This is a genomic window from Pelomonas parva (assembly GCF_043555835.1).
GTDB classification, from domain to species: domain Bacteria; phylum Pseudomonadota; class Gammaproteobacteria; order Burkholderiales; family Burkholderiaceae_C; genus Pelomonas; species Pelomonas parva.
The window spans coordinates 629,309-651,007 of record NZ_JBIGHV010000001.1; the positions used below are offsets into that span (position 1 = coordinate 629,309).

A 21,699-nucleotide genomic window follows, 5' to 3' on the forward strand; every position below is an offset into this window, starting at 1 on the left:
GTTCTCCGGGAGTTGCGGGCAAGGGGTCAGGCGGCGATGGCGCGGCGGCGCTGGAAGAGACCCAGCACGGCCAGGCCGGCGGCCAGCAGCGCCAGGCTGCCGGGCTCGGGCACGGCGGAGTTCATGAACTGGCCGGAGGCCGAACTCGTCGTCACGCCCCCGGGCAGCGTCCAGCTGAATTTCAGGCCGTTGCTGAAGTCGGCCATGGAGACCGGCGCCTGGGCATCGGGCCAGGCAACGGTGTCGACGAACAGGTCCGCAAAGATGAAGACCGTGGTGTCGCCGGCCAGCAGGGTCAGGTCTTGACTGAGCACGGTGCTGCCGGAGCTCAGTTCGACGCTGGGGGCATAGCTGTCCAGCCGCTGCCAGAAGTCGTCATGCGCCGCGCCGACGTAGAAGCGCCCCATGGCCATGGCGGTACCGGTCAGCGTGCCCTCGATGCTCAGGCGCAGTTGGGCCGCGCCGGCGCCCGGGCCGTTGTGGAGGGTGACGGTGTCCCAGAAGCGGGTGGACGCGCTCGCCGTCATGAGGTTGTAGCAAGGCGGGCAAGGCGCCGAGTAGGACGTGGCGCCCAGCGAGCCATCGCGCAGGCTGGCCGACGCCGTGGCATTGATGTAGGTCGCCGGGGGCGTTGCTGACGCGGCCAAGACCTGGCCCTCGCCGCCCTGGTGCGCGCCGCCCTGGGCGCCGGCGTAAACGCCGTAGACCGGCGCGGCATGGGCCGGCGCGGTGGCCAGCAGGGTGGCGCTGGCCAGGGCCAGCGCGAGCGTCATCGAGATTCTCTTCATCACGTTCTCCGTTCAGTCATCAAGTTGGGGTGTTCATCGGGGTGGGTCAGGCGCAGCGGGGGTGCCTTCAGCGCGGTGAAGCCGTGTTCGGCGACCAGCGCGCACAGCTCGGCCGCCACGCCGCCGGCCTCGCCCACGCAGACCAGGCGGCCGGTGCGGCGCACCGAGGCGAGCACGGTGGCGGTGTCCAGCGGGCGCAGGCTGCGCAGGTCGATGAGGTCGGCGTCCAGCGCCGGCGCTGCGGACAGGCAGGCGTGCACGGCGGCGCCGCAGGCCACCAGCGTCAGCGTGTCGCCGTGGTGGCGGACGGCCGCCTGACCCGGCAGGACCAGTTCGTCGCCGGCCACCTCGGCCGCCTCCACGGCCAGGCCCACGTCGCTGAACAGCAGGCTGGGCCGAGGCAGGCTCAGCGCGCCGGCCAGCAGGCCCGCGGCGTCGGCCGGCGTGCTGGGCACCAGCACCTGCAGGCCCGGCAGCTGGGCGAACACCGCCTCGGCGCCGCTGCGGGCCAGCAGCACGAGCGGGAACTCCGCGCCGCCCTGGCTCAGCCGAGTGGCGTTCTCCAGCGCATCCAGTGCGCGCAAGGGCGACCAGGGCAGGTCCACCACCGGGCGCAGGCCCATGGCGGCGGCGCCCAGCGCGCAGCCGATCAGCGCGGCCTCGGCCAGCGGCGTGTTGCGCACACGCTCGGCGCCGAAGGCAGAGAGCAGCGCCGGGCTGCGCGTGGCCACGCCCTGGCCGAGAAAGATGACGCGCTCGTCCGCCGCCATCGCGCGGTGCAGCGCGGCCATCAGCGCTTGTTCAGGCGTCATCAAAGTCATGTCGCGCTCCCCAGGCGCTCGCGGGCCAGGGCCTCGCGGTGGGCCAGGTCATCGCTGCCCAGCTGCAGCCGACGCGCTTCGCGCTGGATGGGGTCGCGCCGCAGCCAGTGGGCGTGCTCGCTGCCGCACGCGCAGCCGGGCTCGTCAGGCTCGCAATGGCCGCGCTGGCGGTAGGTCACCAGCTCCAGCAGGCAGGGCCGGCCGTTGCTGCGGATCTGCGCGACGGCCGCAGTGGCGGCGAGATGCACGGCCTGCACGTCGTTGCCGTCCACCACCTCGACCGCGAGGCCGTGGCCTTGCACCCAGTCGGCGATGAACTCGCCGGGCATGGTCTCGCGCCTGTGCACGTCGCCCTGCCACTGGTTGTTCTCGCAGACGAAGAGCACGGGCAGTCGCCAGGTGGCCGCCAGGTTGACGGCTTCGTGGAAGACGCCCTGGCAGGCTGCGCCGTCGCCGAAGAACACGGCGGTGATGCCCTCGGGCTGGGCGCCGAGCTTCTGGGCCAACGCCACGCCCGGCGCCACGCCCAAGCCCGCGCCGGTGCTGGGCGACGTGAGCACGACGCCAAGCGACTGCGCGGTGACGTGCAGCGCACGGCCCGCCTGCACTTCGGCCAGCAGCTGCGCGGGCGCCAGGCCGCGGGCCAGCAGGTGGCCGGCGTTGCGGTGGTTGCTGACGATCAGGTCGTGCGGGCCCAGGGCCTGCACGACGCCGACGGCGCAGGCCTCCTGGCCGAGCGAGCTGCAATGGCCGGGCTGGCGCGCGGCGATGAGCTGCTGCTCATAGGCGCGGATCAGCAGCATGGCGTCGAGTGCCTCGGTCATGGCTCAACCCGCGAGGCTGATGGTGGCGCCCTGGGCGCGCGCCCAGGTGGGCAGGGGTTCGCAGAACACGGCACTGCGCACGACGGGCACGGGCGTCGGCCGCGGTTGCTGGGGCGGCGTCTGGCGCACCGTCGGCGGCGTGAGGGTGGTGTGAGGTGTCATGGCGGGCTTTCAGTTCAGCAGCGCGGCGACGCGGGCGAGGTCCAGCGCGGCGACAGCGTCGCGCATCGGCTGGGCATAGGCGGGGTTGTTGGGGTGGGTGCTGGCACAGACGGTCAGCAGCTGGATGCGCGTGCGGTTGCGGGCGTCCCAGGGGAAGCTCGGGTCCAGCTTGACGAGGCGCTTGAGCGGCCGGCCGGCTTCGGCCGGCGTGGGCAGGCGGTGGCGGCCGGCGCCCAGGCGGTAGTGCTCGCCGAGCTGCTCCGCCGTCATCGCGGCGCGGGTGCGGCGCAGGTCGTCCAGCTCGTCCAGCAGCATCTGGCGGCTCTTCAGCAGCAGCGCGTGGTTGCGGCCTTCGTTGGCCTTGCGCTCGCGGGCAACCTTCAGCAGCAGCTCGGCGGCCTGGGCGTTCTGCGGGCGGATCTTCTCGGCCTTGCGCTCCATGTCGGCCAGATCGAAGGGCTGCAGCGCACCCGCGTTGCTCCGGTCCCAGTCAGCAATCTTGCGCTGCTGCTCGCGCTCGAAGTAGGCCAGCATCTCGCCCACCGGCACAGGCACCCAGGGGATGCGGCGATCCGGGCCGATGACGGCGCAGTCCCGGTAGACGGGCCAGCCCTGCATCGCCTCGCCGCGCTCGCCTTCCAGGTAGGCGCTGAGCTGCTCGTCATGCGCCCAGCGGTTCATCGTCGCCATCGGCGAGTTGATGAAGACGCTGAAGCCGGCACGCGGGCCGATGCGCTGCGCCGCCTGGGCATGGATGTCGCAACCGGTGCCCGACCACGTCTTGGGGCCGAAGCCCTGGGCATGGATGACCGCCTCGCGCGGGCGGCGTGTCGGCTCGTCGGAGTCCATCACGGCTCGGGTGATGCGCAGGCGCACGTCGGGCAGCGCCAGCAGGCCGGGGTTGGGCTTGGCCTGGGCCTCGAAGGCATCCATGGCCGCGTGCAGCGGCTTGAAGGACGCGTGGTTGACCGGCAGGCCGTCGTTGCTGATCGGCTCGGCGGCGTTGGCGGCCCAGCAGTGGGCCTGGGCGGCACCGGCCGTGAGCAGCAGCGTGAAGAGCAAGGCTTGTTTCATGGCCGCGCTCACTGGGGCACCAGCGACCAGCGCAGGCGGGCGCTGCCCGACACGCCGTCGAACTCGCGGTGGCTGTCGGGGTCGACGAACTCGGTGTTGATGCGCGGGCCCAGCTCGGCGGGCAGCAGCCGCTCCTCACCGAACGCACGCCGCCCGGCCAACGCATAGCCGGAGATGCGGAAGGACAGGCCGCTGAGATTGGCCTCCATCTCGTGCGGGACGCCCTTGTACGTGCGCAGGTGGCGGGCGCTGACCGGCACATAGCCGGCGTAGTCCAGCTTGCAGGTCGCCAGGTCGACGAAGGCGCGCAGCAGCGGCACGTCGGGGTGGGTCAGCGGTGCGCCCTGGGCCGTGACCTGGACGGTGTCCGGCGCATGGGCGCTGCTGTAGAACTGGTCGACGCTGATGCTGCCGGTCTCGGCGCTGCCGGCGAACCAGACCTGGCCGACGGGCGACAGCGGGTCGCGCTGCAGCTTGCCGGCGACGCGGGCGCGGTGGGCGTAGCGGGCGCTGCCCTGGTCGTCGGCGCCGGCCCAGTGGTAGTCCTGCTCCAGCTCGACCTTGAGCTGGTTGACGCCCTTGAGCCAGTCGCAACCGGCCTGCGGGTCGATAACGGTCAGGTTGGCGACGAGCTGCACCGGGCCGTCGACGTTGTCGAAGGGGTCCTGGTAGGTGACCGACACGGCCACCGGGTTCTGCGCCGGCAGCTCGGCGGGGGCGCGGTAGCTGCGCTTGAGCGGCCCGATGGTGTTGCTGCCCGTCAGCGTGCCGACTGCGGCATTGCCGCCGGCCACGCCGTTGACGGCCCAGGCGTCGGTGGCCAGCGCGGCGGTGCCGTCGACCTCGCAGCTGAAGTGCTGGTCCTGGCCGGGCAGTGCCGCGTCGCTGCCACGGCCGCAGATCATCACCGTCAGGTCCTGTGTCTGCTGCAGGCCCACGTCGGCGGCGCCGGGGCGCAGTTGCACGCCGGCCACCAGCGACCAGTCGCTGAAGTGCGTGGTGGTGGTGCGCACGACGCCGTCGCTGTCCGTGCCCGAGGCGGCGCTGCGCCAGATGCCGTCGGCGCCCTGGGTGGCGATGCGCAGATGCTTGGCGCCGTTGCGCTCGGCGGCGGTCGGCAGCCATTCCAGCGTGATGGGCTTCTTGGCCTGCGTGCCCTCAGGCTGGATGCGCCAGGCGCCGCCGCGGGCGCCGGGCGCCTTGTTTTCAATGGGTTGCAGCGTGACGAGTTGCTCGCTGTCGAAGGCGCCGGCCGGCACGACGACGGCCAGGCCGTAGTCGGGCGCATCCAGCCGGCCACCGGCGGCGCCGATGCGGGCGCTGGCGACGACCGGGCTGAGCGGCGCGCCGATGGTGGTGACGGCCGGTGCGGGCGGCGGCGGCGACGGAGCGGGAACGGGTGCCGGCGCGGGTGAAGGCGCGGGCGTGGGCGCCGGGCTGGGCGTCGAGGTCGGCGTGGCCGTCGGCTGTTCGCCATCGCCACCGCCACCACAGGCTTGCAGCAGGGCGGCGGCCAACAAGGCACTCAGCAGGGGGGTGGGGCGTGCGTTCATGGCGGGGTCTCGTGGTTCGGGCAAAGCTGCGCCCTGCCGCTGCCTGGAAGGCTTCGGCCGGTCGGTGGCTGGGGGTTTCGTCGGTGGAGCCGGTGTCGTTCCGGCGTGGGCTCTACTGTGGTCGGCCCGCCTCTCGGGCGCTGCTAGTTGTCGGCTAAGGGTTTGTTAACTCTTCGGTAAGCACCTGCGGCCTGCCTATCATTCGGGCCTTTGACACCGGCCATCACCTTGCCCCGCCTGCCATCCCACTGGGCCGCCCACCTCGAAAGCGGCGTCTCCCACCGCCTCGGCGGCGTCCATGCCGATGGCCAGCCCGAGATCTGCCGCGGGCTGGCGGCGCAGTCGCTGCCCGACGGCCGCATCGAGGTGCTGATGGCCGTCAGTACCAGCGGCGGCCTGCTGGACGCCGTGCGCGAAAGCGGCCGCGTCGCCTACGTGGCCGCGCTGCCCACCAGCCACCGCTCGCTGCACGTCAAGGGCGTCGACGCCGAACTCATCGCCGTGCGCGCCGACCATGCGCCGCTGTTCACCCGCAGCCGCGACAACTTCGTCGCCCAGATCGAACCCTTCGGCTTCTGCCGCGAGTTCGCGGAGTCGCTCTGGTATGGCGTCGACCTGGCCGGCCTGGCCGGCCTGCGCTTCACGCCCTGCGGCGCCTGGGACCAGACGCCCGGCCCCGGCGCCGGCACCCCCTTGGAGTTGCTGCCCTGATGGCCCGCCTGCCTGAACACTGGATCGCCCATCTGCAGCAGGGTTGCTCTCTGCGCGTGGGGTCGAGCACACCGGACGGCCAGCCTGAGCTGCATCCCGCCCACGGCATCTGGGCGCTGCCCGATGGCCGCATCGAGCTGCTGGTGCGCAGCGTGCCGGGTGCCGACCTGCTGGCCGCGATCCGCGCCACCGGCCGCGTGGCCGTCTCCGCGGGCCTGCCTGGCACCTATCGCGTGCTGCACATCAAGGGTGTCGACGCCGAGGTGCTGCCCGCCTACGCCGAGCAAGGCCCGAAGTTCGCGCAAGGCTTCGAGGCCTGGCTGCAGCAGATCGAGCGTTTCGGTGCCGACCGCCGCCAGATCATGGCCGTGCTCGGCGACCTCACGCTGGCCGACCGCAGCTGCGTGCGCTTCACGCCGCTGGCCGCCTGGGACCAGACCCCCGGGCCCGGCGCGGGCCAGCCCATCGACCTGATGCCATGACCAACACCTCCACCCAACAGGACCGCCGCGCGCTCAAGCTGCGCGACGTGCGCCGCCTGCTCGAAGGCGTGATCCCGCCGGCCATGTGCTCGGTGGGCGCCGACGGCATGCCGCACGTCAACTACCTGTCGCATGCCGAGTACGTCGACGACGAGCATGTCGCGCTGACCTACCAATTCCTGAATCGCGCCCGCGCCAACGTGCTGGCCACCGGCCGTGTCGCGCTCAGCGTGGAGGACCCGATCACCGGCGTGTCCGTGCTGCTGCAGCTGCGCTATCTGCGCACCGACACCGAGGGCCCGATCTTCGAGCGCCTGCGCGCCAAGCTGGCCGGCATCGCCGCGCAGACGGGCATGGAAAAGGTCTTCCACCTGCGTGGCGCCGATGTCTACCGCGTCGAGTCGCTGCGCAAGCTGGACCCGGTGCACCCGCTGCCGGCGATAGCGCCGCGCTGCGATCTGGCGGCCGGCGTGCGGCGCCTCTCCGAGCAGCTCGCCGAGGCGCCCGACCTGCGCAGCCTGCTGAACGCCTTCACCGAAGGGCTGCAGCGCGACCTGTCCATCACGCACGCCATCGTCTGGCTGCTGGACGAAGAGCGCCAAGGCCTGTTCACGCTGGCCAGCATCGGCTATGAGCAGACCGGCACGGGTGCGGAGCTGCCGCTGGCGGAGGCCGGCCTGGCCGGCGTGGCGCTGCGCGAGAGCGTGCCCATCCGCATCGGCCACATGAGCCAGATGTACAGCTACGGCATGTCCTGGCGCGCCAAGGCCGAGCAGCTGGGCCTGCAGGCCGCCATGGCCGACACCATCCCCCTGCCCGGCCTGGCCAGCCCGCGCAGCCAACTGGCCGTGCCGCTGCGCGCGCGCGGCCGCACGGTGGGCGCGCTGCTGGTGGAGAGCGAGAACGACCAGTTCTTCAGCTACGACGACGAGGACGCGCTGACGGCCGTGGGTGCCCAGCTCGCGCAGGGCCTGGCATCACTGCGCACGGCGGAGCTGGTGGAGGAGCCCGTCACGGCGCCCGCGCCGCTGCAAGCCCCGCAGGACAGCCGGGCGCCGCTGCGCGTGCGCCACTACCCGCGCGACCACAGCGTCTTCGTCAACGACCAGTACCTCATCAAGGGCGTGGCCGGCGCCATCGTCGCCAAGCTGGTGCGCGACCAGATCGACAGCGGCCGCGAGGCCTTCAGCACCCGCGAGCTGCGCCTGGCCGGCGGCGACCTGCGCCTGCCCGAGGTGCAGGACAACCTCGGCGTGCGCCTGCTGCTGCTGGAACGCCGGCTGGCGGAGAAGGACTTCGGCCTGCGCATCGAACGCGCCGGGCGGGGCCAGTACCGGCTCATTGCCAGCGGCCCGCTGAGCCTGGTGACGGAAGGCTAGACGTCCAGCGCGTAGACCGTCGCGCTCGCGCGCTCGGCTGCCGTGTGGCCGCCCAGCGCCCGGTCCCACTCGGGGCCGCTGGCGCCGGTGCTGGCGACCGCCGTCTTGATCAGCTCGACCACCTCCTCGGTGCCGGCATCGAACTCGCCCACCTGCGTGTGGTCGGCCAGGAACAGCCGGGCGAGGCCGCCATCGTTCGAGCCGATGACGACGAGGTAGCGCGACACCTGGCGGTGCGTCTGCTGGGCGTGCCGGGGTGGCACTTCATGGCCAAAGCCGTCATTCATGGGACCTCCTCATTCGAATTTAAGCGGCATCGGCTCGGTGGCCGGGATGGACGGGCGTACCCCATCATCCGCGCTCGGGCCAGGGCGCGTCGAGTAACAGCGGGTTGCGGCCGCATGAACGAGCACTGCAATTACGCATCTGTTTGAGCATTTCACCGCTGCGGGCGCCTGCCTGGGTAAACCAGAACCCACGGGGTGAACCAGGTAAGCTATCTTTATTGAACCGCTGTTTCATTTTCAAATCGTGAACATCTCTTCCTCGGCCGCCACGCGGCCGGTGTCCATCGCCGCCCTGGGCGAATGCATGCTCGAACTGCAAGGCCAGGCCTTCGGCAACCTGCGCCAGACCTTTGGCGGCGACACGCTGAACACCGCCGTCTACCTGGCCCGCTGCGGTGGCCCCGACCTGCGCGTGCACTACGCGACGGCGCTGGGCGACGACTCCCTGAGCGCCGGCATGCTGGAGCGCTGGCAGGCCGAAGGCGTGCTGACCGGCCTGGTGCAGCGCCTGCCCGGCCGCGTGCCGGGGCTGTACCTGATCGAGCTGGACGACAACGGCGAGCGGCGCTTCCACTACTGGCGCGGTCAGGCGGCGGCGCGGGCCTATTTCGACGCGGCCACCACGGCGCTGGAAGAGCAGGCCGAGGCGCTGGATGCGCTGTATCTGTCGGGCATCAGCCTGGCCATCCTGCCGCAGGCCGGCCGCGAGCGCGTGCTGGCGCTGATGGCGCGCATGCGGTCCAAGGGCAAGGTCGTCGCCTTCGACAACAACTTCCGCCCACGGCTGTGGGACTCGGCAGCCGACGCCCGCTACTGGTATGGCCGCGCCTTCGCGGCGGCGTCCATTGCGCTGATCACGGCCGACGACCACCAGGCCTTGCATGGCCTGCCGGACCTGGCGACTGCGGTGAGCGCGGCCCAGGCGCTGCCGGTGCCCGAGATCGCCATCAAGCGCGGCGCGCTGTCGGCCATCGTCGGCAGTGAAGGCGGCTGGCAGGAAGTGGCGACCGAGACGGTGCCGCGCGTCGTCGACACCACCGCGGCGGGCGATTCCTTCGCCGCCGGCTACCTGAGCCGCCGCCTGCGCGGCGTGGCGCCGGCCGAGGCCGCGGCCTTTGGCAACCGACTGGCGGCCCGCGTCATCCAGCATCCGGGCGCGCTGATCCCGCGCGAGGCGATGCAAGACCTGCTGCAAGGCTAAGGCCAACCTCCGATGCGACTTCTCTGCACCCTGGCCCTCGCGGCCACCGCCGGCCTGTGCCATGCCCAAAGCACGGCGCCGCTGCACCCGGCCACCTATGTGCACGCCGGCTGGGCGCAGACGACCGGCGGCCAGGGCGGCAAGGTCATCCGCGTGACGACGCTGGCGGCGGAAGGCCCCGGCAGCCTGAAGGCTGCGCTGGACACGCCGGGCCCGCGCATCGTCGTGTTCGAGGTGGGCGGCGTCATCGACATGGGCGGCAAGAGCTGGCGCCTGAGCGAAGGCCGCCTCACCGTGGCCGGCCAGACAGCCCCGGACCCCGGCATCACGCTGGTGCGCGGCGAGCTGTCGGTAGCGGCCGCAGACATCATCCTGCAGCACCTCAGCGTGCGCCCCGGCGCCTACGGGCGCGCCCGGCGCAGCGGCGGCGACCACGATGGCATCACCACCGGCGCCGGCGCGGCGCGCATCATCGTCGACCACTGCAGCTTCTCCTGGGCCACCGACGAGAACATGTCCATCGCCGGCCCGCGCTTCAAGGGCGCCACGCCCGACGCCTGGCGCGAGTCCACCTCGCACGCCATCACCTACAGCCACAACCTCATCTACGAAGGCCTGGGCGAGGCGGTGCACATGAAGGGCGAGCACAGCAAGGGCACGCTGATCCACGACAACGCCAACCGCATCCTGCTGCTGGGCAATGTCTACGCCTCCAACCGCGAGCGCAATGCGCTGTTCAAGGGCGGCGCCTGGGGCGCGATGGTCAACAACCTGATCTACAACCCCGGCGGCAAGGCCGTGCACTACAACCTGATCGCCCATGAGTGGCTGGGCCAGCCCTACCAGGTCGGCAAGGTCACGCTGGCCGGCAATGTCTACCGCGCCGGCCCCGGCACGGTGGAGCGGCTGCCGCTGTTCACGCTGGGCGGCGCGGGCGACGTGGAGTTGTTCGAGCAGGACAACCTGGCCCTGGACCGCCACGGCCAGCCGCTGCCGCTGACCGGCCGCTACACCAGCAGCGCCGCGCAGATCGTGCCGGTGCGCGAGCCCTACTTGCCGGCCGGTCTCTCGTGGCTGCCGCCGCGCGAGCTGGAGAAGCTGCTGCCGCTGGTCGTGGGCTCGCGGCCCTGGGCGCGCGACCCGCTGGACTTCAAGCAGCTGTCCGACATCGCCGAGGACCGTGGCCTGCACATCGACGACGAGACGCAGAACAACGTCGATGGCCTGCCCAAGCGCAAGGCCACGCAGCGCGCCTTCGTCGAGGCGGACTGGAACCTGGCCGACATGAGCCCGAAGGCGGGCTGGCAGTCGCTGTTCATGCAGGTGACCAAATGAGCGGGCTGGACCGCCGCGGGCTGCTGGCGCTGCTGGCAGCCCCGCCCGCCTGGAGCGCCGTCGACTGCAGCGACGCGCCCGGCCTGCCCTATCTGCCGCCGTGCAAGCCCTGGCCGAAAGGCATCGAGGGCCAGCGCAAGGCCGACCAGGGCGACGGCCGCTTCCTGAACCCCGTGCTCGCCGGCGACCGGCCCGACCCCACGGTGCTGAAGGACGGCGACGACTACTACCTGACACACTCCAGCTTCGAGGCCGTGCCGGGTCTGTTGATCTGGCACTCGCGCGACCTCGTCAACTGGCGGCCCGTGGCCAACGCGCTGCTGGAGCCGGTGGGCAGCGTCTGGGCGCCGGACCTGTGCAAGCACGGCGGCCGCTACTACCTCTACCTGCCGGTCAAGGCCCAGCCCAACGACATCCTCGTCATGTGGGCCGACCGCATCGAGGGCCCGTGGTCCAAGCCGGTGCCGCTGGGCCTGCACAGGCACATCGACCCCACGCACGTGGTGGGCGAGGACGGCCGGCGCTGGCTCTATCTGTCGGGCGGCGACCGCGTGCGCCTCAGCGCCGACGGGCTGAAGGTGACGGGCACCGTGGAGCATGTCTACGACCCCTGGCGCTACCCCGACGACTGGGACGTCGAGGCCTTCTCGCCCGAGGGCCCCAAGATGCTGTTCCACGGCGGCTGGTGGCACATGGTGCTGGCCGTGGGCGGCACGGCCGGGCCGCCGACCGGGCACATGGTCATCGCCGCGCGCAGCCGCACGCTCGACGGCCCCTGGGAGCAGGCGCCGCACAACCCGCTGATGCGCACGACCTCGTCGCGCGAGCGCTGGTGGTCGCGCGGCCACGGCAGCCTGGTGCAAGGCCCGCGGGGCGACTGGTGGATGCTGTACCACGGCTACGAGCACGGCTTCCACACGCTGGGCCGGCAGATGCTGCTGGCGCCGGCGCGCTTCAGCGCGGACGGCTGGTTCCATGTCGATGTGGACGACGGCGTGCCCCTGCCGATGCCGGCGGGCGGCCAGGCCGTTCGTCATGGCCTGCCGCTGTCCGACGACTTTGCCGGCACGACGCTCAAGCCCCATTGGCAGTTCCTCAGCGGCGGCCCCGGCCAGCAGGCACGCACCCGCGTGGCCGGCGGCAAGCTGCATCTGCGCGCCACCGGCAAGGACCCGGGCGACAGCCCGCCGCTGGGCTTCATCCAGGGCGACCCGGCCTTCGAAGTCGAGGTGGACGTGGACTTCGACGAAGGCGTGCAGATGGGCCTGATGATGTTCTACAGCCCGCGCCTGTACGCTGGCATGGGCGCCAACGCCAAGGGCTACCGGCTGCTGCGCTACGGCCTGGACCTGCGCGGCGCGCCGCGCCCGCCGGGCATCGCCCGCACGCTGCAGCTCAAGCTGAAATGCGCCCGCCATGTGCTGACGCTCTACAGCCGCCTGGACGCCACCCAGCCCTGGATCAAGTTCCCGGTGCAGATGGACGTGACCGGCTATCACCACAACGTGGCGGGCGGCTTCGCCAGCCTGCGCCCGGCGATCTACGCCGCCGGCCAGGGCGAGGCCCGCTTCTCGAATTTGCGCTATCGCGCGCTCGATTAAGGAGACAAACCATGAAGAAGACCCTCACCCTGCTGTCCGCCGCGCTGCTCGGCACCAGCGCCTTCGCGCTGGAACTGAAGTCCGCCGATGTGCACAACGCCGACGACTACCCCACCGTCACCGCCGTCAGGCACCTGGGCGAGGTGCTGGCCAAGAGCAGCGGCGGCAAGCTGACCGTCAAGGTCTTCAACAAGGGCGCCCTGGGCAGCGAGAAGGAGACCATCGACCAGGTCAAGATCGGCGCGCTGGCGATGACGCGCGTCAACCTGGGCCCGTTGTCGGCCATGTGCCCCAAGACGCTGGTGCCTGCCCTGCCCTTCCTGTTCCGCGACACGGCCCACATGCGCAAGGCCTATGACGGTGCGCCGGGCGAGGAAATCCTGAAGGCCTGCGAGCACCAGGGCATGGTGGGCCTGGCGCTGTACGACTCGGGCGCCCGCTCGGTCTATGCGCGCAAGCCCATCAAGACGCTGGCCGACATGAAGGGCCTGAAGATCCGCGTGCAGCAGACCGACCTGTGGGTGGCCGCCATGCAGGCCATGGGCGCCAACCCCTCGCCCATGCCGATCAGCGAGGTCTACACCGGTCTGAAGACCAACCTGCTGGACGCCGCCGAGAACAACATCCCGAGCTACGAGGGCTTCCGCCACTTCGAGGCCGCCAAGTTCTACAGCCGCACGGAGCACTCCATGACGCCGGACGCGCTGTTCATCAGCAAGCGCGTGTGGGACAAGCTCAAGCCCGAGCAGCAGGCCCAGCTGCGCGCCGCCGCCAAGGCCTCGGTCGCCGTGCAGCGCCAGGCTTGGGATGCGCAGGAAGCCAAGGCTCTGGCCCTCGTGAAGGCCGCCGGCGCGCAGATCGTCGACACCGACCGCGAGGCCTTCCGCCAGGTGGTGCAGCCGGTCAATGCCAAGTTCACCGCCGCGCCCGAGCTGCAGAAGCTGGTCAAGGCCATTCAAGACGTCAAGTGATGGCGCTGTACACAAAGCTCTGCGCGTCCCTGTCGCGCTGGTCGCTGCGTGCGGCCGTGCTGGGCCTGGTGCTGCTGGTCGTCTGCGTGCAGTGGCAGGTCATCGGCCGCTATCTGCTGAACGACTCGCCCACCTGGACCGAGCCGGTGGCGCTGCTGCTGGTGCTCTACATCACGTCACTGGCCGTCGCGGTGGGCGTGCGTGACGCGGGGCACCTGGGGCTGGAGTCGCTGGTGGCGCTGCTGCCGCGCACCGCGCAGCGCGTGGCCGAGGCGCTGATCCACCTGTGCGTCATCGTCTTCGCCGTGCTGATGGCCATGGCCGGCTGGGAATGGCTGACGCTGAAATGGGAAGAGCCCAAGCCGCTGTTGGGCGTGCCCGAGGGGCTGGACTACCTGCCGCTGCTGATCGCCGGCGTGCTCATCGTGCTGTTCTGCATCGAACACCTGATCGCGCTGTGGCGCAACGAAACCGTAGAAGAAGCTGGGGTCTGAGGTGGAAAACCTGGAACTTTGGGTCATGTGCGGCAGCTTCGTGCTGCTGCTTCTGCTGGGCGTGCCCGTCGCCTTCTCCATCGGCCTCGCGTCCGTCGCTACCGTGCTGGCGGCCGACCTGCCCATGGCGATCGTCTTCCAGAAGATGGTCGGCGGCATGCAGATCTTCTCCTTCCTGGCGATCCCGTTCTTCATCTTCGCCGGCGAGCTGATGCTGCACGGCGGCATTGCCGAGCGCATCGTCAACTTCGCCAACCGGCTGGTGGGCCATGTGCGCGGCGGCCTGGGCATGAGCAACGTGCTGGGCTGCACGCTGTTCGGCGGCGTGGCCGGCTCGCCGCTGGCCGACGTGTCGGCGATGGGCTCGGTGATGATCCCGCTGATGAAGCGCGAGGGCTACGACGCCGACTACGCCGTCAACGTGACGACGCATGCGGCGCTGGTGGGCGCACTGATGCCGACCTCGCACAACCTCATCATCTACGTGCTGGCCACCGCCGGCATCGCGGCGGTGAGCGTGTTCAACCTCATCCTCGCGGCGCTGATCCCGGCCCTGCTGCTGACCATTGCCAACCTCGTCGCCGCCTACACGGTGGCCGTGAAGCGCGGCTACCCCACGCATGGCGCCTTCCCCGGCTGGGGCCCGGTGCTCGCGGCCTTCCTGGCGGCGCTGCCGGGGTTGCTGGTCATCGTCATCATCCTGGGCGGCATCCTGAGCGGCGTGTTCACCGCTACCGAGTCGGCCGCCACGGCCGTGTGCTGGGCGCTGCTGGTGACGGGGCTGGTCTACAAATCCTTGAGCTGGAAGGGCTTCCTGGCCGCCTGCGCCAAGGCCTGCAAGACCACCGGTGTCGTGCTGCTGCTGATCGGCATCTCGGCCGCCTTCGGCTACTTCCTGGCGCTGTACGAGGTGCCGCAGAAGACCGGCGACTGGCTGACCCAGCTCAGCGGCAACCGGCCCTGGCTGATCTTCCTGTGGGTCAACGTGCTGCTGTTCCTGCTGGGCACCTTCCTGGACATGGCGGCCACCATCCTGATCTGCACGCCCATCTTCCTGCCCATCTGCATGAAGGCCGGCATGGACCCGACCCAGTTCGGTGTCGTCATGCTCGTGAACTGCGCGTTAGGCCTGAACACGCCGCCGGTGGGCAGCGTGCAGTTCGTCGGCTGTGCGATCGGCGGCGTCAGCGTGGGCCAGGTGATGCGCTCGATCGCGCCGTTCTACGGCGCACTGCTGGCCACGCTGCTGGCCGTGACCTACATCCCGGCGCTGTCGCTGGCGCTGCCGGCATGGGTGGGCGGCTAATCGGCGGCATACCGGGCCAGAACCCGATGCCATTCGGGTTGCTGGCGCGCACGCTGCAGGCCCGCGTTGAGGCGCTGCATCAGGTCCGGCCGGCGCTCGATAGTGCGCCGGCTGACGTAGACATGCACGGGGCTGACGGCCAGCTCCAGCACCACCTCCACCGCCTCGCCGGGTTCGCGGGCGGCGCGGTAGAGCAGCGTGGCGGGGTCGTCGATGACGTAGTCCACCCGCCGCCCACGCAGCGCCGACAGCGTCAGGTCATTGGCATGCAGCGGCACCAGCAGGCCGGTCAGCCCGGGGTCGTCCAGCTCGCGCCGCACGGCCTGCGGAAAGGACACGCCGCGGATCATGCCGACCTTGACCGCACGGCCCTTCAGGTCGGCCAGCCGGCGCGGCGGCTGGGCCGCACCGACCAGACCCAGCAAGGCCACGCGCTCATTGCGGTAGGCCTGCGTGAAGTCGCCAAACGCCAGCCGCTCCGGCGTGTGCGTGGCCGAGGACATCAGGTCCAGTTCGCCCTGGGCGATGTCCGGAATCTGCCGCGCCCACGGCCGGCGCGACCACCGCAGCCGCTCGCCGCAGGCCTGGGCCATCAGCTCCAGCAGCTCCACGTCCATCCCTTGCAACGGGCCGGCCGCGTTCCTGAACTGGAAGGGCGGGTAGTCGCTCCAGCCTATGCTCAGCGGCGCCTTGTCGTCGCCCCACGCGCCGGCCACTGGCAAGGCCAGTGGCAGCAGGCAGGCATGACGGCGGCGCAGGAGCATCGCCCGACTCTGTCACAGCACCGCCGGCTTGGCAGCCCCTGGCAACCATGATGAAACCCGACCGCCGCCAACTGCTCGCCACGCTGGCCGCCTGGCCCCTGATGGCGGGCGCCGACACGCTGGACGACACGCTGGCCGGCCTGCAGCGCCGCTGGCGCCCGCGCCAGGCCTGGCGGCCCGACCCCGGCTGGCGTGAGCAAGCGCTGGCCACGGCGCGCAGGCTCATGCTGCTGCCGGGCGACGATGGCAGCGCCTTCGCCACCGACGTGCTGGCGGAGCAGGACCGCGGCAGCCACACCGCCCAGTCCCTGACGCTGCGCGGCGCCCTCGGCGACCGCGTGCCGGCGCTCTACCTGCGCCCCAAGGGCCCGGGCCTGCACCCGGCCGTCGTCGTCATGCACGACCACGGCGCGCGCTTCGACATTGGCAAGGAAAAGCTCGTCCGCCCGCTGAGCGCCAACCTGTCCGCCGAGAGCTGGGTGCAGCGCTACTACGGTGGCGCCTTCGTCGGCGACACGCTGGTGGACGCCGGCTTCGCGGTGCTGGCCATCGACGCGCTCGGCTGGGGCCAGCGCGGCCGCTCAGGCTTTGCGCGTGACGACCAGCAGGCGCTGATGAACCACCTGCTGCAGCTGGGCCACAGCTGGGCCGGCGTCATCGCCAGCGACGACCTGCGCTCGCACCGCTGGCTGCGCGAGCAGCCGGAGATCGACGCGAAGCGCGTCGCCGTGCTGGGCTTCTCGATGGGCGCCTTCCGCGCGTGGCAACTGGCTGCTGTCTGCGACGAGGTCTCCGCCTGCGTTAGCGCGCACTGGATGTGCACGCGGGACGGCCTGCTGCGTGCCGGCGAACACACGCTGCAAGGCCAGTCGGCCTTCAGCATGGCGCACCCTGGGCTGGCGGCTGAGCTGGATCACCCGGACGTGGCGGCGCTCATTGCGCCACGGCCGTTGCTGCTGTTCGGGTCTGCCGAGGACAAACTGTTTCCGTGGGATGCGGCGCAGGCGGCGTGGAACCAGTTGGCGCGAGCATGGCCGGACCGCAGGAAATTCAGCACGCAGGCCACACCGGGCGGGCATCGATTCGACCCCGAACAACAGTCCGCTGCCGTCGCGTGGCTCAAGCAACGCGGCGCCTGAATACCATCGAGTCTGTTTGGCATAGCCGGTCGCAACATGCAGCGAGATACCGAACTGCAAGCCCACGATGCCTGGGACCGTGGTGACTTGCGAACAGCGCTCGCGCTGTTCGTGACCTCGGCCGCCTCCGGCAGCAGGGGCTGCGCGCTGAACCTCGGCTATTTCTACGACGAGGGCCTCGGCATTCCGCAGAGCAAGTCTTCTGCGCTGTATTGGTATCGGCAGGCATGCCGGCTGGGCGATCTCAGCGGTGCCACCAACATCGCCATCCTCTGCCGGGAGCGCGGCCAGCACCATGCCATGTTCCGCTGGTTCCGCAAGGCCTGCCGGGCCAACGGCGGCGACGACGGCGATGCCGAACTGGCCGTTGCCAGGTGCCTGCTGTCTGGCCTCGGCGCCGGCAAGTCCCGCGACCGGGCGCTCCGGCACCTGCGCCGTGCGCTCCGGTCACGCCACGTCACTCCGGCGAGCGTCGAGCAAGCCCATGCCTTGCATCGACGCCTGACTGGCACTGCCGCCCGCAGGCATCCTCAGCCCATACGATCGCGGCCTTGAGGCCCTCGTCCCGCCGCGACACACTCAGGCCAAACCAGCACGGAATGCCGCCATGAACGAACTGCTCGCCGCCTTCCGCTACACGACCAACAACTGGGCACAGATCGAGGCCAGCACTCAATGCGGCTGCTGTCACTGCGTAGCGCTCTTCAGGCCCGACGAGATCGTTGGCTGGACGGGGCTGACGATGGAGAACATGAACGATGCCGAGGCGGTCAGCCAGCAGACGGCCATGTGCCCGCGCTGCGGCTCGGAGGCGGTGCTGGGCGACGGCTGCGGCTTCGCCATCAACGCGAACTTCCTGGCGCGCATGAACGAGGCCTGGTTCCAGCGGACGATGATCCACCGGCCCGCCGCCCGCAAGTGAGGTTCGCGGCGATTGCACTGCTGGCGGTGGCTGCAACCGCGCAGGCCGCCGGCAGCCAGTGCTTCGGCACGACCAGCAACGGCCGCATCGAAGGCAGCGTCGCCCTGCCCGGCAGCGGCCCCAACTTCTCGCCCTACAGCCGCCTCGCCGTGTCGGCCGGCCGCACGCATGTGCATGCCAGGGTCGCCGAGATCGTCACCGCCGCCTATGCCGAACTGGCGAAGCAGACGCCCGACGTGCGCTACGTCTACGGCGAGACGGGCTGGCCGTCGGGCGGGCGTTTCAAGCCGCACCGCACACACCAGAACGGCTTGTCGGTCGACTTCTTCGTGCCTGTCCGGACGGGGCCGGCAAGTCCGTGCCCTTGCCCACGCCGGTGGGCGAGCGCTTCGGCTACGACATCGAGTTCGATGCCAAGGGCCGCTGGGGCGAGTACCGCGTCGACTTTGCGGCGCTGGCCGAGCATCTCTACCAACTGCATCGCGCAGCGGCCCAGCGTGGCGTGGGCCTGAGGCTGGTCATCGTCGACAAGCCCTTCCTGCCCAGGCTGTTCGCCACGCCGCGCGGTGCCTATCTGAAGCAGCACATGAACTTCATGAGGGGCACGCCTTGGGTGCGGCATGACGAGCACTATCACGTGGACTTTGCGGTGCCGTGCAAGGCGATGCGCTGAACACCCAAAGTCAGGAACACGATGCTCGCGACGCTGGCTATCTCCGTGCTGACACTGGCGCTGCTTGCCATGCTCGCGGGCGGCATCGCCTTGACGGTCAGGCAGTTCGCCTTTGTCGCTCAGGCCTATCGGGTGCAGGGCACCGTGGTCAGCGAATGGCACTACGAACTCCGGGGCCGCCAGCGCTTCTACCGCGTCGAGTTCCAACTTCGCAACGGCCAGCGCGCCGAGTTGCGCGGCTCGGGATTTCGCCCGCTGGTGGGTCAACCCGTGCCGGTGCTGGTGAGAGAGCGCCCGGGCCATGGGCCGAAGGCGCAGATCGACGCCTGGGAGGAACTCTGGCTGGTGCCGACAACCTGTCTGGCGATGGGCGCCCTTGGCACGATGTTCATGGCATGGGTGATCGTCACCCCGGGAATTTGAGTCGCATGGGACTCCTCGCCGTCTTCACCGCATACTGAAAGCAATGCTCAAGCAGTTCTTCAATCAGCAGCTCTACATCCAGCTGTCGCCGCAGCGCGTGCTCGTGCGTGATCCGAAATCGGGTCAGGCGATCGACGAGGTGCCGGAAATCGCACTGCAGCGGGCCCCCAGTGGAAAGCTCACCATCGTGGCCCTGGGGCAAGACGCGCGCGGCGCAGTGGCTCAACCCGACACGGCGGTGCACAACCCCTTTGCGCACCCACGCTCGCTGGTCTCCGACTTCACACTCGCAGAGCAGGTGCTGAAGGGCTTCATCTGGCGCGTGCGCGGCAGGCGCCTGTTCACCATGAGTCCGGTCATCGTCATGCACCCGCTGGGCGAGCATGCCGGTGGGTTGACGCAGCTGGAATTGCGTGCCTTTCGGGAGCTGGCGCTTGGGGCCGGCGCCGCTAGCGTGCGAATCTGGCTGGGGCCGCCGTTGACGGACGAGCAGCTGCTGTCCGGCACGCTGCCGGCCACCGGCCGCATCGTCTCGCCTTAGGGCACCAGCGTCTTCATCCCTGCCAGCTCCGGCCTGAGCTTCAGCAGCCCCTCCAGCACCTGCTCCGAGAACAGCGCCGCGCCCTTGGGTCCCAGGTGGGTGCGGTCAAAGCGCGGCGGCGCTTCGGCCAGCGTGTCGGCCTGCGCCTGGCCCATGGCGGCGACGGCCGCGTGGCTGATGGCGTTCAGGTCCAGCACGGGCACGCCTTGCTCGGCGCCGATCTGAACAAGGCTTTCGGCCCAGGGCCGCAGGTCGTTGGGCAGCTCGCCCGCCTTGAAGGTGCGGCGCGTCAGCGGTGTAACGAGCACGACTTCGCCGCCCGCCGCCTTCACTTCCTTCACATAGCCCGTCATGTTGGGCCCGAATTCGGTGGCCAGGTCCGTCGAGCGGCCAGGCTTGCCGGGCTGGTCGTTGTGGCCGAACTGGATCAGCACCAGCGTCTTCTGCTTCGCGGCGCCGCCTTCGTTCAGCAGCGCCAGCACCGTGTCCCACAGGCCTTCGGCGCGGAAGCTCTTGCTGGAGCGGCCACCTCGCGCGAGGTTGATGCAGGCGACCTGCTGGACGCGGGCGCACAGCGCGTTGCCGTAGCCGCTGCGCGGCGCCATCGTCGAGTCGCCGACAAGGATGAGGCGCGGGCCGGTGGCGACGTTGGCGGTGGTTTCGCCACGGGGCGCGGAGGCGGCAGGCGTCTGGGCAAAGGCGGCGCCGGCCAGCAGCAGCGGTGCGATGAACAGGGAAGAGAGCTTCATGGGCGTCATGGTTTGGCGAGGGCTGTCCAGCCGGCTTTGGGGCTCATGTCATCAAGGTTCCACGCGTCGGCATTGAAAGGCCGCCGCGTCGGCGCATGGCGCGGGTAGCCCAGCGCGTTCTCCACTTCGGAGTCGATCAGCTTGCCGCGCCCCTGCGACATATCGGCCAGCACGCGTGCATCGAGCGGGTCACGCGCCCAGGGCCGGGCGCCCACCAGCGGCGGCAGTTCGCGCGCCAGGTCGGCGGCAGAGCGGACCACGAGCCCCGGCGGCAGGTCGGCCTTGGGCGCGACGATGATCTTGCCCGTCGTCGTCGGCCCATTGCCCAGCAGCGGCACCGGCCGGCCCTGCGTGTCGTGCGCGAGGTTGTCGGTCATGTGCAGCTCCAGGTCGCCCTGGCCCAGCATCGTGAAGAAGGCCATGCCCGGCACGGTGCTCGGGCCGTGGCGCAGCGCGTTGCCGACCAGGGTCAAGCGACCGTTCTGCCAGGGCTGGCCCACCCACTCCTTGTCCAGCAGGTTGTAGTGCACGGCCCGGTCGCCGGGGTTGAAGATGTAGTTGTTGACCATGGCGCCCTGCGCGCCGCCCTTGAAGAGCGCGTTGCGCTGGCGGTTGGAGACGTAGACGTTGCCGTAGATCAGCACCTGGCTGGTGTTGTCGTGGATGAGACTGCCCTTGCTGTGCTCGCCCTTTTCGTGCACGGAGTTGCCCAGGCCCTCGTAGATGAGGTTGTGGCTGTAGGTGATGCGGTGCGATGTGGCCTTGCGCCACTCCTCCGGCGTCTTGCCGTCGAAGCGCGGGCCGCTGGCCGAGAGGTTCTCGTCGGTGGCCCAGGAGAAGCTGCAGTGGTCGACGATGACGTCGCGCGCGCCGCCGAGCGCCGAGATGGCGTCCTGGTCGCCGCCGCCCTTCTTGGGCCGGCCGAACTCGCCGGGGCGGAAGGACAGATGCTGGATCACGACGTCGTGCGTGGAGATCGTCGTCTCGGCCTTGAGGATGGTGACCCCCGGGTCGGGCGCGGTCTGGCCAGCCAGCGTCAGGAAGGGCTGGGTGATCTTGAGCGGCTGGCCGGCCATGTCGATGACGCCGCCGACCTCGAAGACGACGATGCGCGGGCCGGTTGCAGCGATGGCTTCGGCCAGGCTGCCGGGGCCGGCGGCGGCCAGTGTCGTGACCTTGATGATGCGGCCGCCGCGGCCGCCCTGGGTGGCCGTCCAACCACGGGTGGTGATGCCGGCAGAGGCCGATGGGGCGGCCGCAGGCGCCGGGCCGGCGGCGCGGGCGTCGCCGCCGATCAGCGCCGCAGCCAGCGCCAGTGTGGACAGGGCAAGGGTCTTGAGAGTCATGAGTTGCGGTCCAGCAAAATGAGAAAGCGCGCAAAGGCCGGGGCCTGTTGCGCGCCATCACGGGTCGTCGGTTTTAGCCAGTTGGGGACAGAGCTACTCGCTGCGCTCGATCGGTCTGTCCCGCAAAGCATTAGCCAGTTGGGGACAGAGCTA

The 21,699-nt window shown here is 70.5% G+C and carries 25 protein-coding genes and 1 pseudogene; 16 read left to right on the plus strand and 10 right to left on the minus strand.

What is annotated here, in order from left to right; all coding sequences use genetic code 11:
* Positions 1-26: 26 nt before the first annotated feature.
* The 6 genes from ACG00Y_RS02670 to ACG00Y_RS02695 are packed head-to-tail and all read right to left on the minus strand — an operon-like array spanning position 27 to position 5,222.
* The gene (locus tag ACG00Y_RS02670; RefSeq protein ID WP_394475727.1) at positions 27-788 is read right to left on the minus strand and encodes a PEP-CTERM sorting domain-containing protein; all 762 of its coding nucleotides are present in this window, start codon (positions 786-788) and stop codon (positions 27-29) included.
* The gene (locus ACG00Y_RS02675) at positions 788-1,600 is read right to left on the minus strand and encodes a transketolase C-terminal domain-containing protein (RefSeq protein WP_394475729.1); all 813 of its coding nucleotides are present in this window, start codon (positions 1,598-1,600) and stop codon (positions 788-790) included. The genes ACG00Y_RS02670 and ACG00Y_RS02675 overlap by 1 nt, the downstream gene beginning before the upstream one ends.
* Positions 1,601-1,605: 5 nt before the next feature.
* Positions 1,606-2,433 carry a thiamine pyrophosphate-dependent dehydrogenase E1 component subunit alpha gene (locus tag ACG00Y_RS02680; protein ID WP_394475731.1) on the minus strand — a complete coding sequence of 276 codons (828 nt, stop codon included), beginning with the start codon at positions 2,431-2,433 and terminating at the stop codon, positions 1,606-1,608.
* Between the two features lie 3 nt (positions 2,434-2,436).
* Positions 2,437-2,595 carry a hypothetical protein gene (locus ACG00Y_RS02685; RefSeq protein WP_394475733.1) on the minus strand — a complete coding sequence of 53 codons (159 nt, stop codon included), beginning with the start codon at positions 2,593-2,595 and terminating at the stop codon, positions 2,437-2,439.
* 9 nt (positions 2,596-2,604) lie between these two features.
* A complete protein-coding gene (locus ACG00Y_RS02690) occupies positions 2,605-3,669 on the minus strand; it encodes a hypothetical protein (protein WP_394475734.1) in 1,065 nt (354 codons plus the stop codon).
* An 8-nt stretch (positions 3,670-3,677) separates the two neighbouring features.
* Positions 3,678-5,222: a hypothetical protein gene (locus tag ACG00Y_RS02695; RefSeq protein WP_394475736.1), complete on the minus strand. Its 1,545-nt coding sequence runs from the start codon at positions 5,220-5,222 to the stop codon at positions 3,678-3,680.
* Positions 5,223-5,450: 228 nt separating this feature from the next.
* Between ACG00Y_RS02695 and ACG00Y_RS02700 the strand changes: the two genes are divergently transcribed.
* Genes ACG00Y_RS02700 through ACG00Y_RS02710 form a run of 3 tightly spaced genes read left to right on the plus strand, consistent with a single transcriptional unit; the run spans position 5,451 to position 7,794 of the window.
* Entirely contained in the window at positions 5,451-5,933 is a 483-nt protein-coding gene (locus tag ACG00Y_RS02700; RefSeq protein ID WP_394475738.1) for a hypothetical protein, read from the plus strand.
* On the plus strand, positions 5,933-6,415 hold the full coding sequence (locus tag ACG00Y_RS02705; RefSeq protein ID WP_394475740.1) for a hypothetical protein: 483 nt from the start codon (positions 5,933-5,935) through the stop codon (positions 6,413-6,415). Before ACG00Y_RS02700 ends, ACG00Y_RS02705 begins: the two co-directional genes overlap by 1 nt.
* Complete coding sequence (locus ACG00Y_RS02710) at positions 6,412-7,794, plus strand: GAF domain-containing protein (protein ID WP_394475741.1); 1,383 nt, start codon at positions 6,412-6,414, stop codon at positions 7,792-7,794. The genes ACG00Y_RS02705 and ACG00Y_RS02710 overlap by 4 nt, the downstream gene beginning before the upstream one ends.
* Here ACG00Y_RS02710 and ACG00Y_RS02715 read toward each other — a convergent pair.
* Complete coding sequence (locus ACG00Y_RS02715) at positions 7,791-8,081, minus strand: hypothetical protein (RefSeq protein WP_394475743.1); 291 nt, start codon at positions 8,079-8,081, stop codon at positions 7,791-7,793. The genes ACG00Y_RS02710 and ACG00Y_RS02715 overlap by 4 nt on opposite strands.
* Before the next feature lie 244 nt (positions 8,082-8,325).
* Between ACG00Y_RS02715 and ACG00Y_RS02720 the strand changes: the two genes are divergently transcribed.
* Genes ACG00Y_RS02720 through ACG00Y_RS02745 form a run of 6 tightly spaced genes read left to right on the plus strand, consistent with a single transcriptional unit; the run spans position 8,326 to position 14,989 of the window.
* Positions 8,326-9,282 (plus strand): sugar kinase, encoded by a 957-nt coding sequence (locus ACG00Y_RS02720; RefSeq protein ID WP_394475745.1) that lies wholly within the window; start codon positions 8,326-8,328, stop codon positions 9,280-9,282.
* A gap of 12 nt (positions 9,283-9,294) precedes the next feature.
* The gene (locus ACG00Y_RS02725) at positions 9,295-10,617 is read left to right on the plus strand and encodes a pectate lyase family protein (RefSeq protein ID WP_394475746.1); all 1,323 of its coding nucleotides are present in this window, start codon (positions 9,295-9,297) and stop codon (positions 10,615-10,617) included.
* Complete coding sequence (locus tag ACG00Y_RS02730; RefSeq protein ID WP_394475748.1) at positions 10,614-12,218, plus strand: family 43 glycosylhydrolase; 1,605 nt, start codon at positions 10,614-10,616, stop codon at positions 12,216-12,218. The genes ACG00Y_RS02725 and ACG00Y_RS02730 overlap by 4 nt, the downstream gene beginning before the upstream one ends.
* An 11-nt stretch (positions 12,219-12,229) precedes the next feature.
* Positions 12,230-13,189 carry a TRAP transporter substrate-binding protein gene (locus ACG00Y_RS02735; RefSeq protein ID WP_394475749.1) on the plus strand — a complete coding sequence of 320 codons (960 nt, stop codon included), beginning with the start codon at positions 12,230-12,232 and terminating at the stop codon, positions 13,187-13,189.
* Positions 13,189-13,683 (plus strand): TRAP transporter small permease, encoded by a 495-nt coding sequence (locus ACG00Y_RS02740; protein WP_394475752.1) that lies wholly within the window; start codon positions 13,189-13,191, stop codon positions 13,681-13,683. Before ACG00Y_RS02735 ends, ACG00Y_RS02740 begins: the two co-directional genes overlap by 1 nt.
* Before the next feature lie 25 nt (positions 13,684-13,708).
* Positions 13,709-14,989, plus strand: coding sequence for a TRAP transporter large permease (locus ACG00Y_RS02745; RefSeq protein WP_394476184.1), 1,281 nt, complete (start codon positions 13,709-13,711; stop codon positions 14,987-14,989).
* Here ACG00Y_RS02745 and ACG00Y_RS02750 read toward each other — a convergent pair.
* Positions 14,986-15,753 (minus strand): substrate-binding periplasmic protein, encoded by a 768-nt coding sequence (locus ACG00Y_RS02750; RefSeq protein WP_394475754.1) that lies wholly within the window; start codon positions 15,751-15,753, stop codon positions 14,986-14,988. The genes ACG00Y_RS02745 and ACG00Y_RS02750 overlap by 4 nt on opposite strands.
* Before the next feature lie 50 nt (positions 15,754-15,803).
* Between ACG00Y_RS02750 and ACG00Y_RS02755 the strand changes: the two genes are divergently transcribed.
* From ACG00Y_RS02755 to ACG00Y_RS02785, 7 genes and pseudogenes are all read left to right on the plus strand, one after another.
* Positions 15,804-16,892, plus strand: coding sequence for a dienelactone hydrolase family protein (locus ACG00Y_RS02755; RefSeq protein ID WP_394475756.1), 1,089 nt, complete (start codon positions 15,804-15,806; stop codon positions 16,890-16,892).
* Positions 16,893-16,928: 36 nt separating this feature from the next.
* Positions 16,929-17,447, plus strand: coding sequence for a tetratricopeptide repeat protein (locus ACG00Y_RS02760; protein WP_394475758.1), 519 nt, complete (start codon positions 16,929-16,931; stop codon positions 17,445-17,447).
* A 52-nt stretch (positions 17,448-17,499) separates the two neighbouring features.
* Positions 17,500-17,814, plus strand: a complete 315-nt coding sequence (locus ACG00Y_RS02765) for a hypothetical protein (RefSeq protein WP_394475760.1) — start codon at positions 17,500-17,502, stop codon at positions 17,812-17,814.
* A gap of 26 nt (positions 17,815-17,840) precedes the next feature.
* Positions 17,841-18,098 (plus strand): annotated as a pseudogene (locus ACG00Y_RS02770) (penicillin-insensitive murein endopeptidase); the annotation flags it as partial.
* A gap of 74 nt (positions 18,099-18,172) precedes the next feature.
* Positions 18,173-18,487 (plus strand): hypothetical protein, encoded by a 315-nt coding sequence (locus tag ACG00Y_RS02775; protein WP_394476194.1) that lies wholly within the window; start codon positions 18,173-18,175, stop codon positions 18,485-18,487.
* Between the two features lie 21 nt (positions 18,488-18,508).
* Entirely contained in the window at positions 18,509-18,910 is a 402-nt protein-coding gene (locus ACG00Y_RS02780; protein WP_394475762.1) for a DUF3592 domain-containing protein, read from the plus strand.
* A gap of 43 nt (positions 18,911-18,953) precedes the next feature.
* The gene (locus ACG00Y_RS02785) at positions 18,954-19,451 is read left to right on the plus strand and encodes a rod shape-determining protein (RefSeq protein ID WP_394475764.1); all 498 of its coding nucleotides are present in this window, start codon (positions 18,954-18,956) and stop codon (positions 19,449-19,451) included.
* On the opposite strand, the gene ACG00Y_RS02790 is transcribed toward ACG00Y_RS02785, so the two are convergent.
* Positions 19,448-20,200 (minus strand): rhamnogalacturonan acetylesterase, encoded by a 753-nt coding sequence (locus tag ACG00Y_RS02790; protein WP_394475766.1) that lies wholly within the window; start codon positions 20,198-20,200, stop codon positions 19,448-19,450. The two genes, ACG00Y_RS02785 and ACG00Y_RS02790, sit on opposite strands and share 4 nt — an antisense overlap.
* Before the next feature lie 5 nt (positions 20,201-20,205).
* The gene (locus ACG00Y_RS02795; protein WP_394475768.1) at positions 20,206-21,546 is read right to left on the minus strand and encodes a pectate lyase family protein; all 1,341 of its coding nucleotides are present in this window, start codon (positions 21,544-21,546) and stop codon (positions 20,206-20,208) included.
* Positions 21,547-21,699 lie beyond the last annotated feature (153 nt).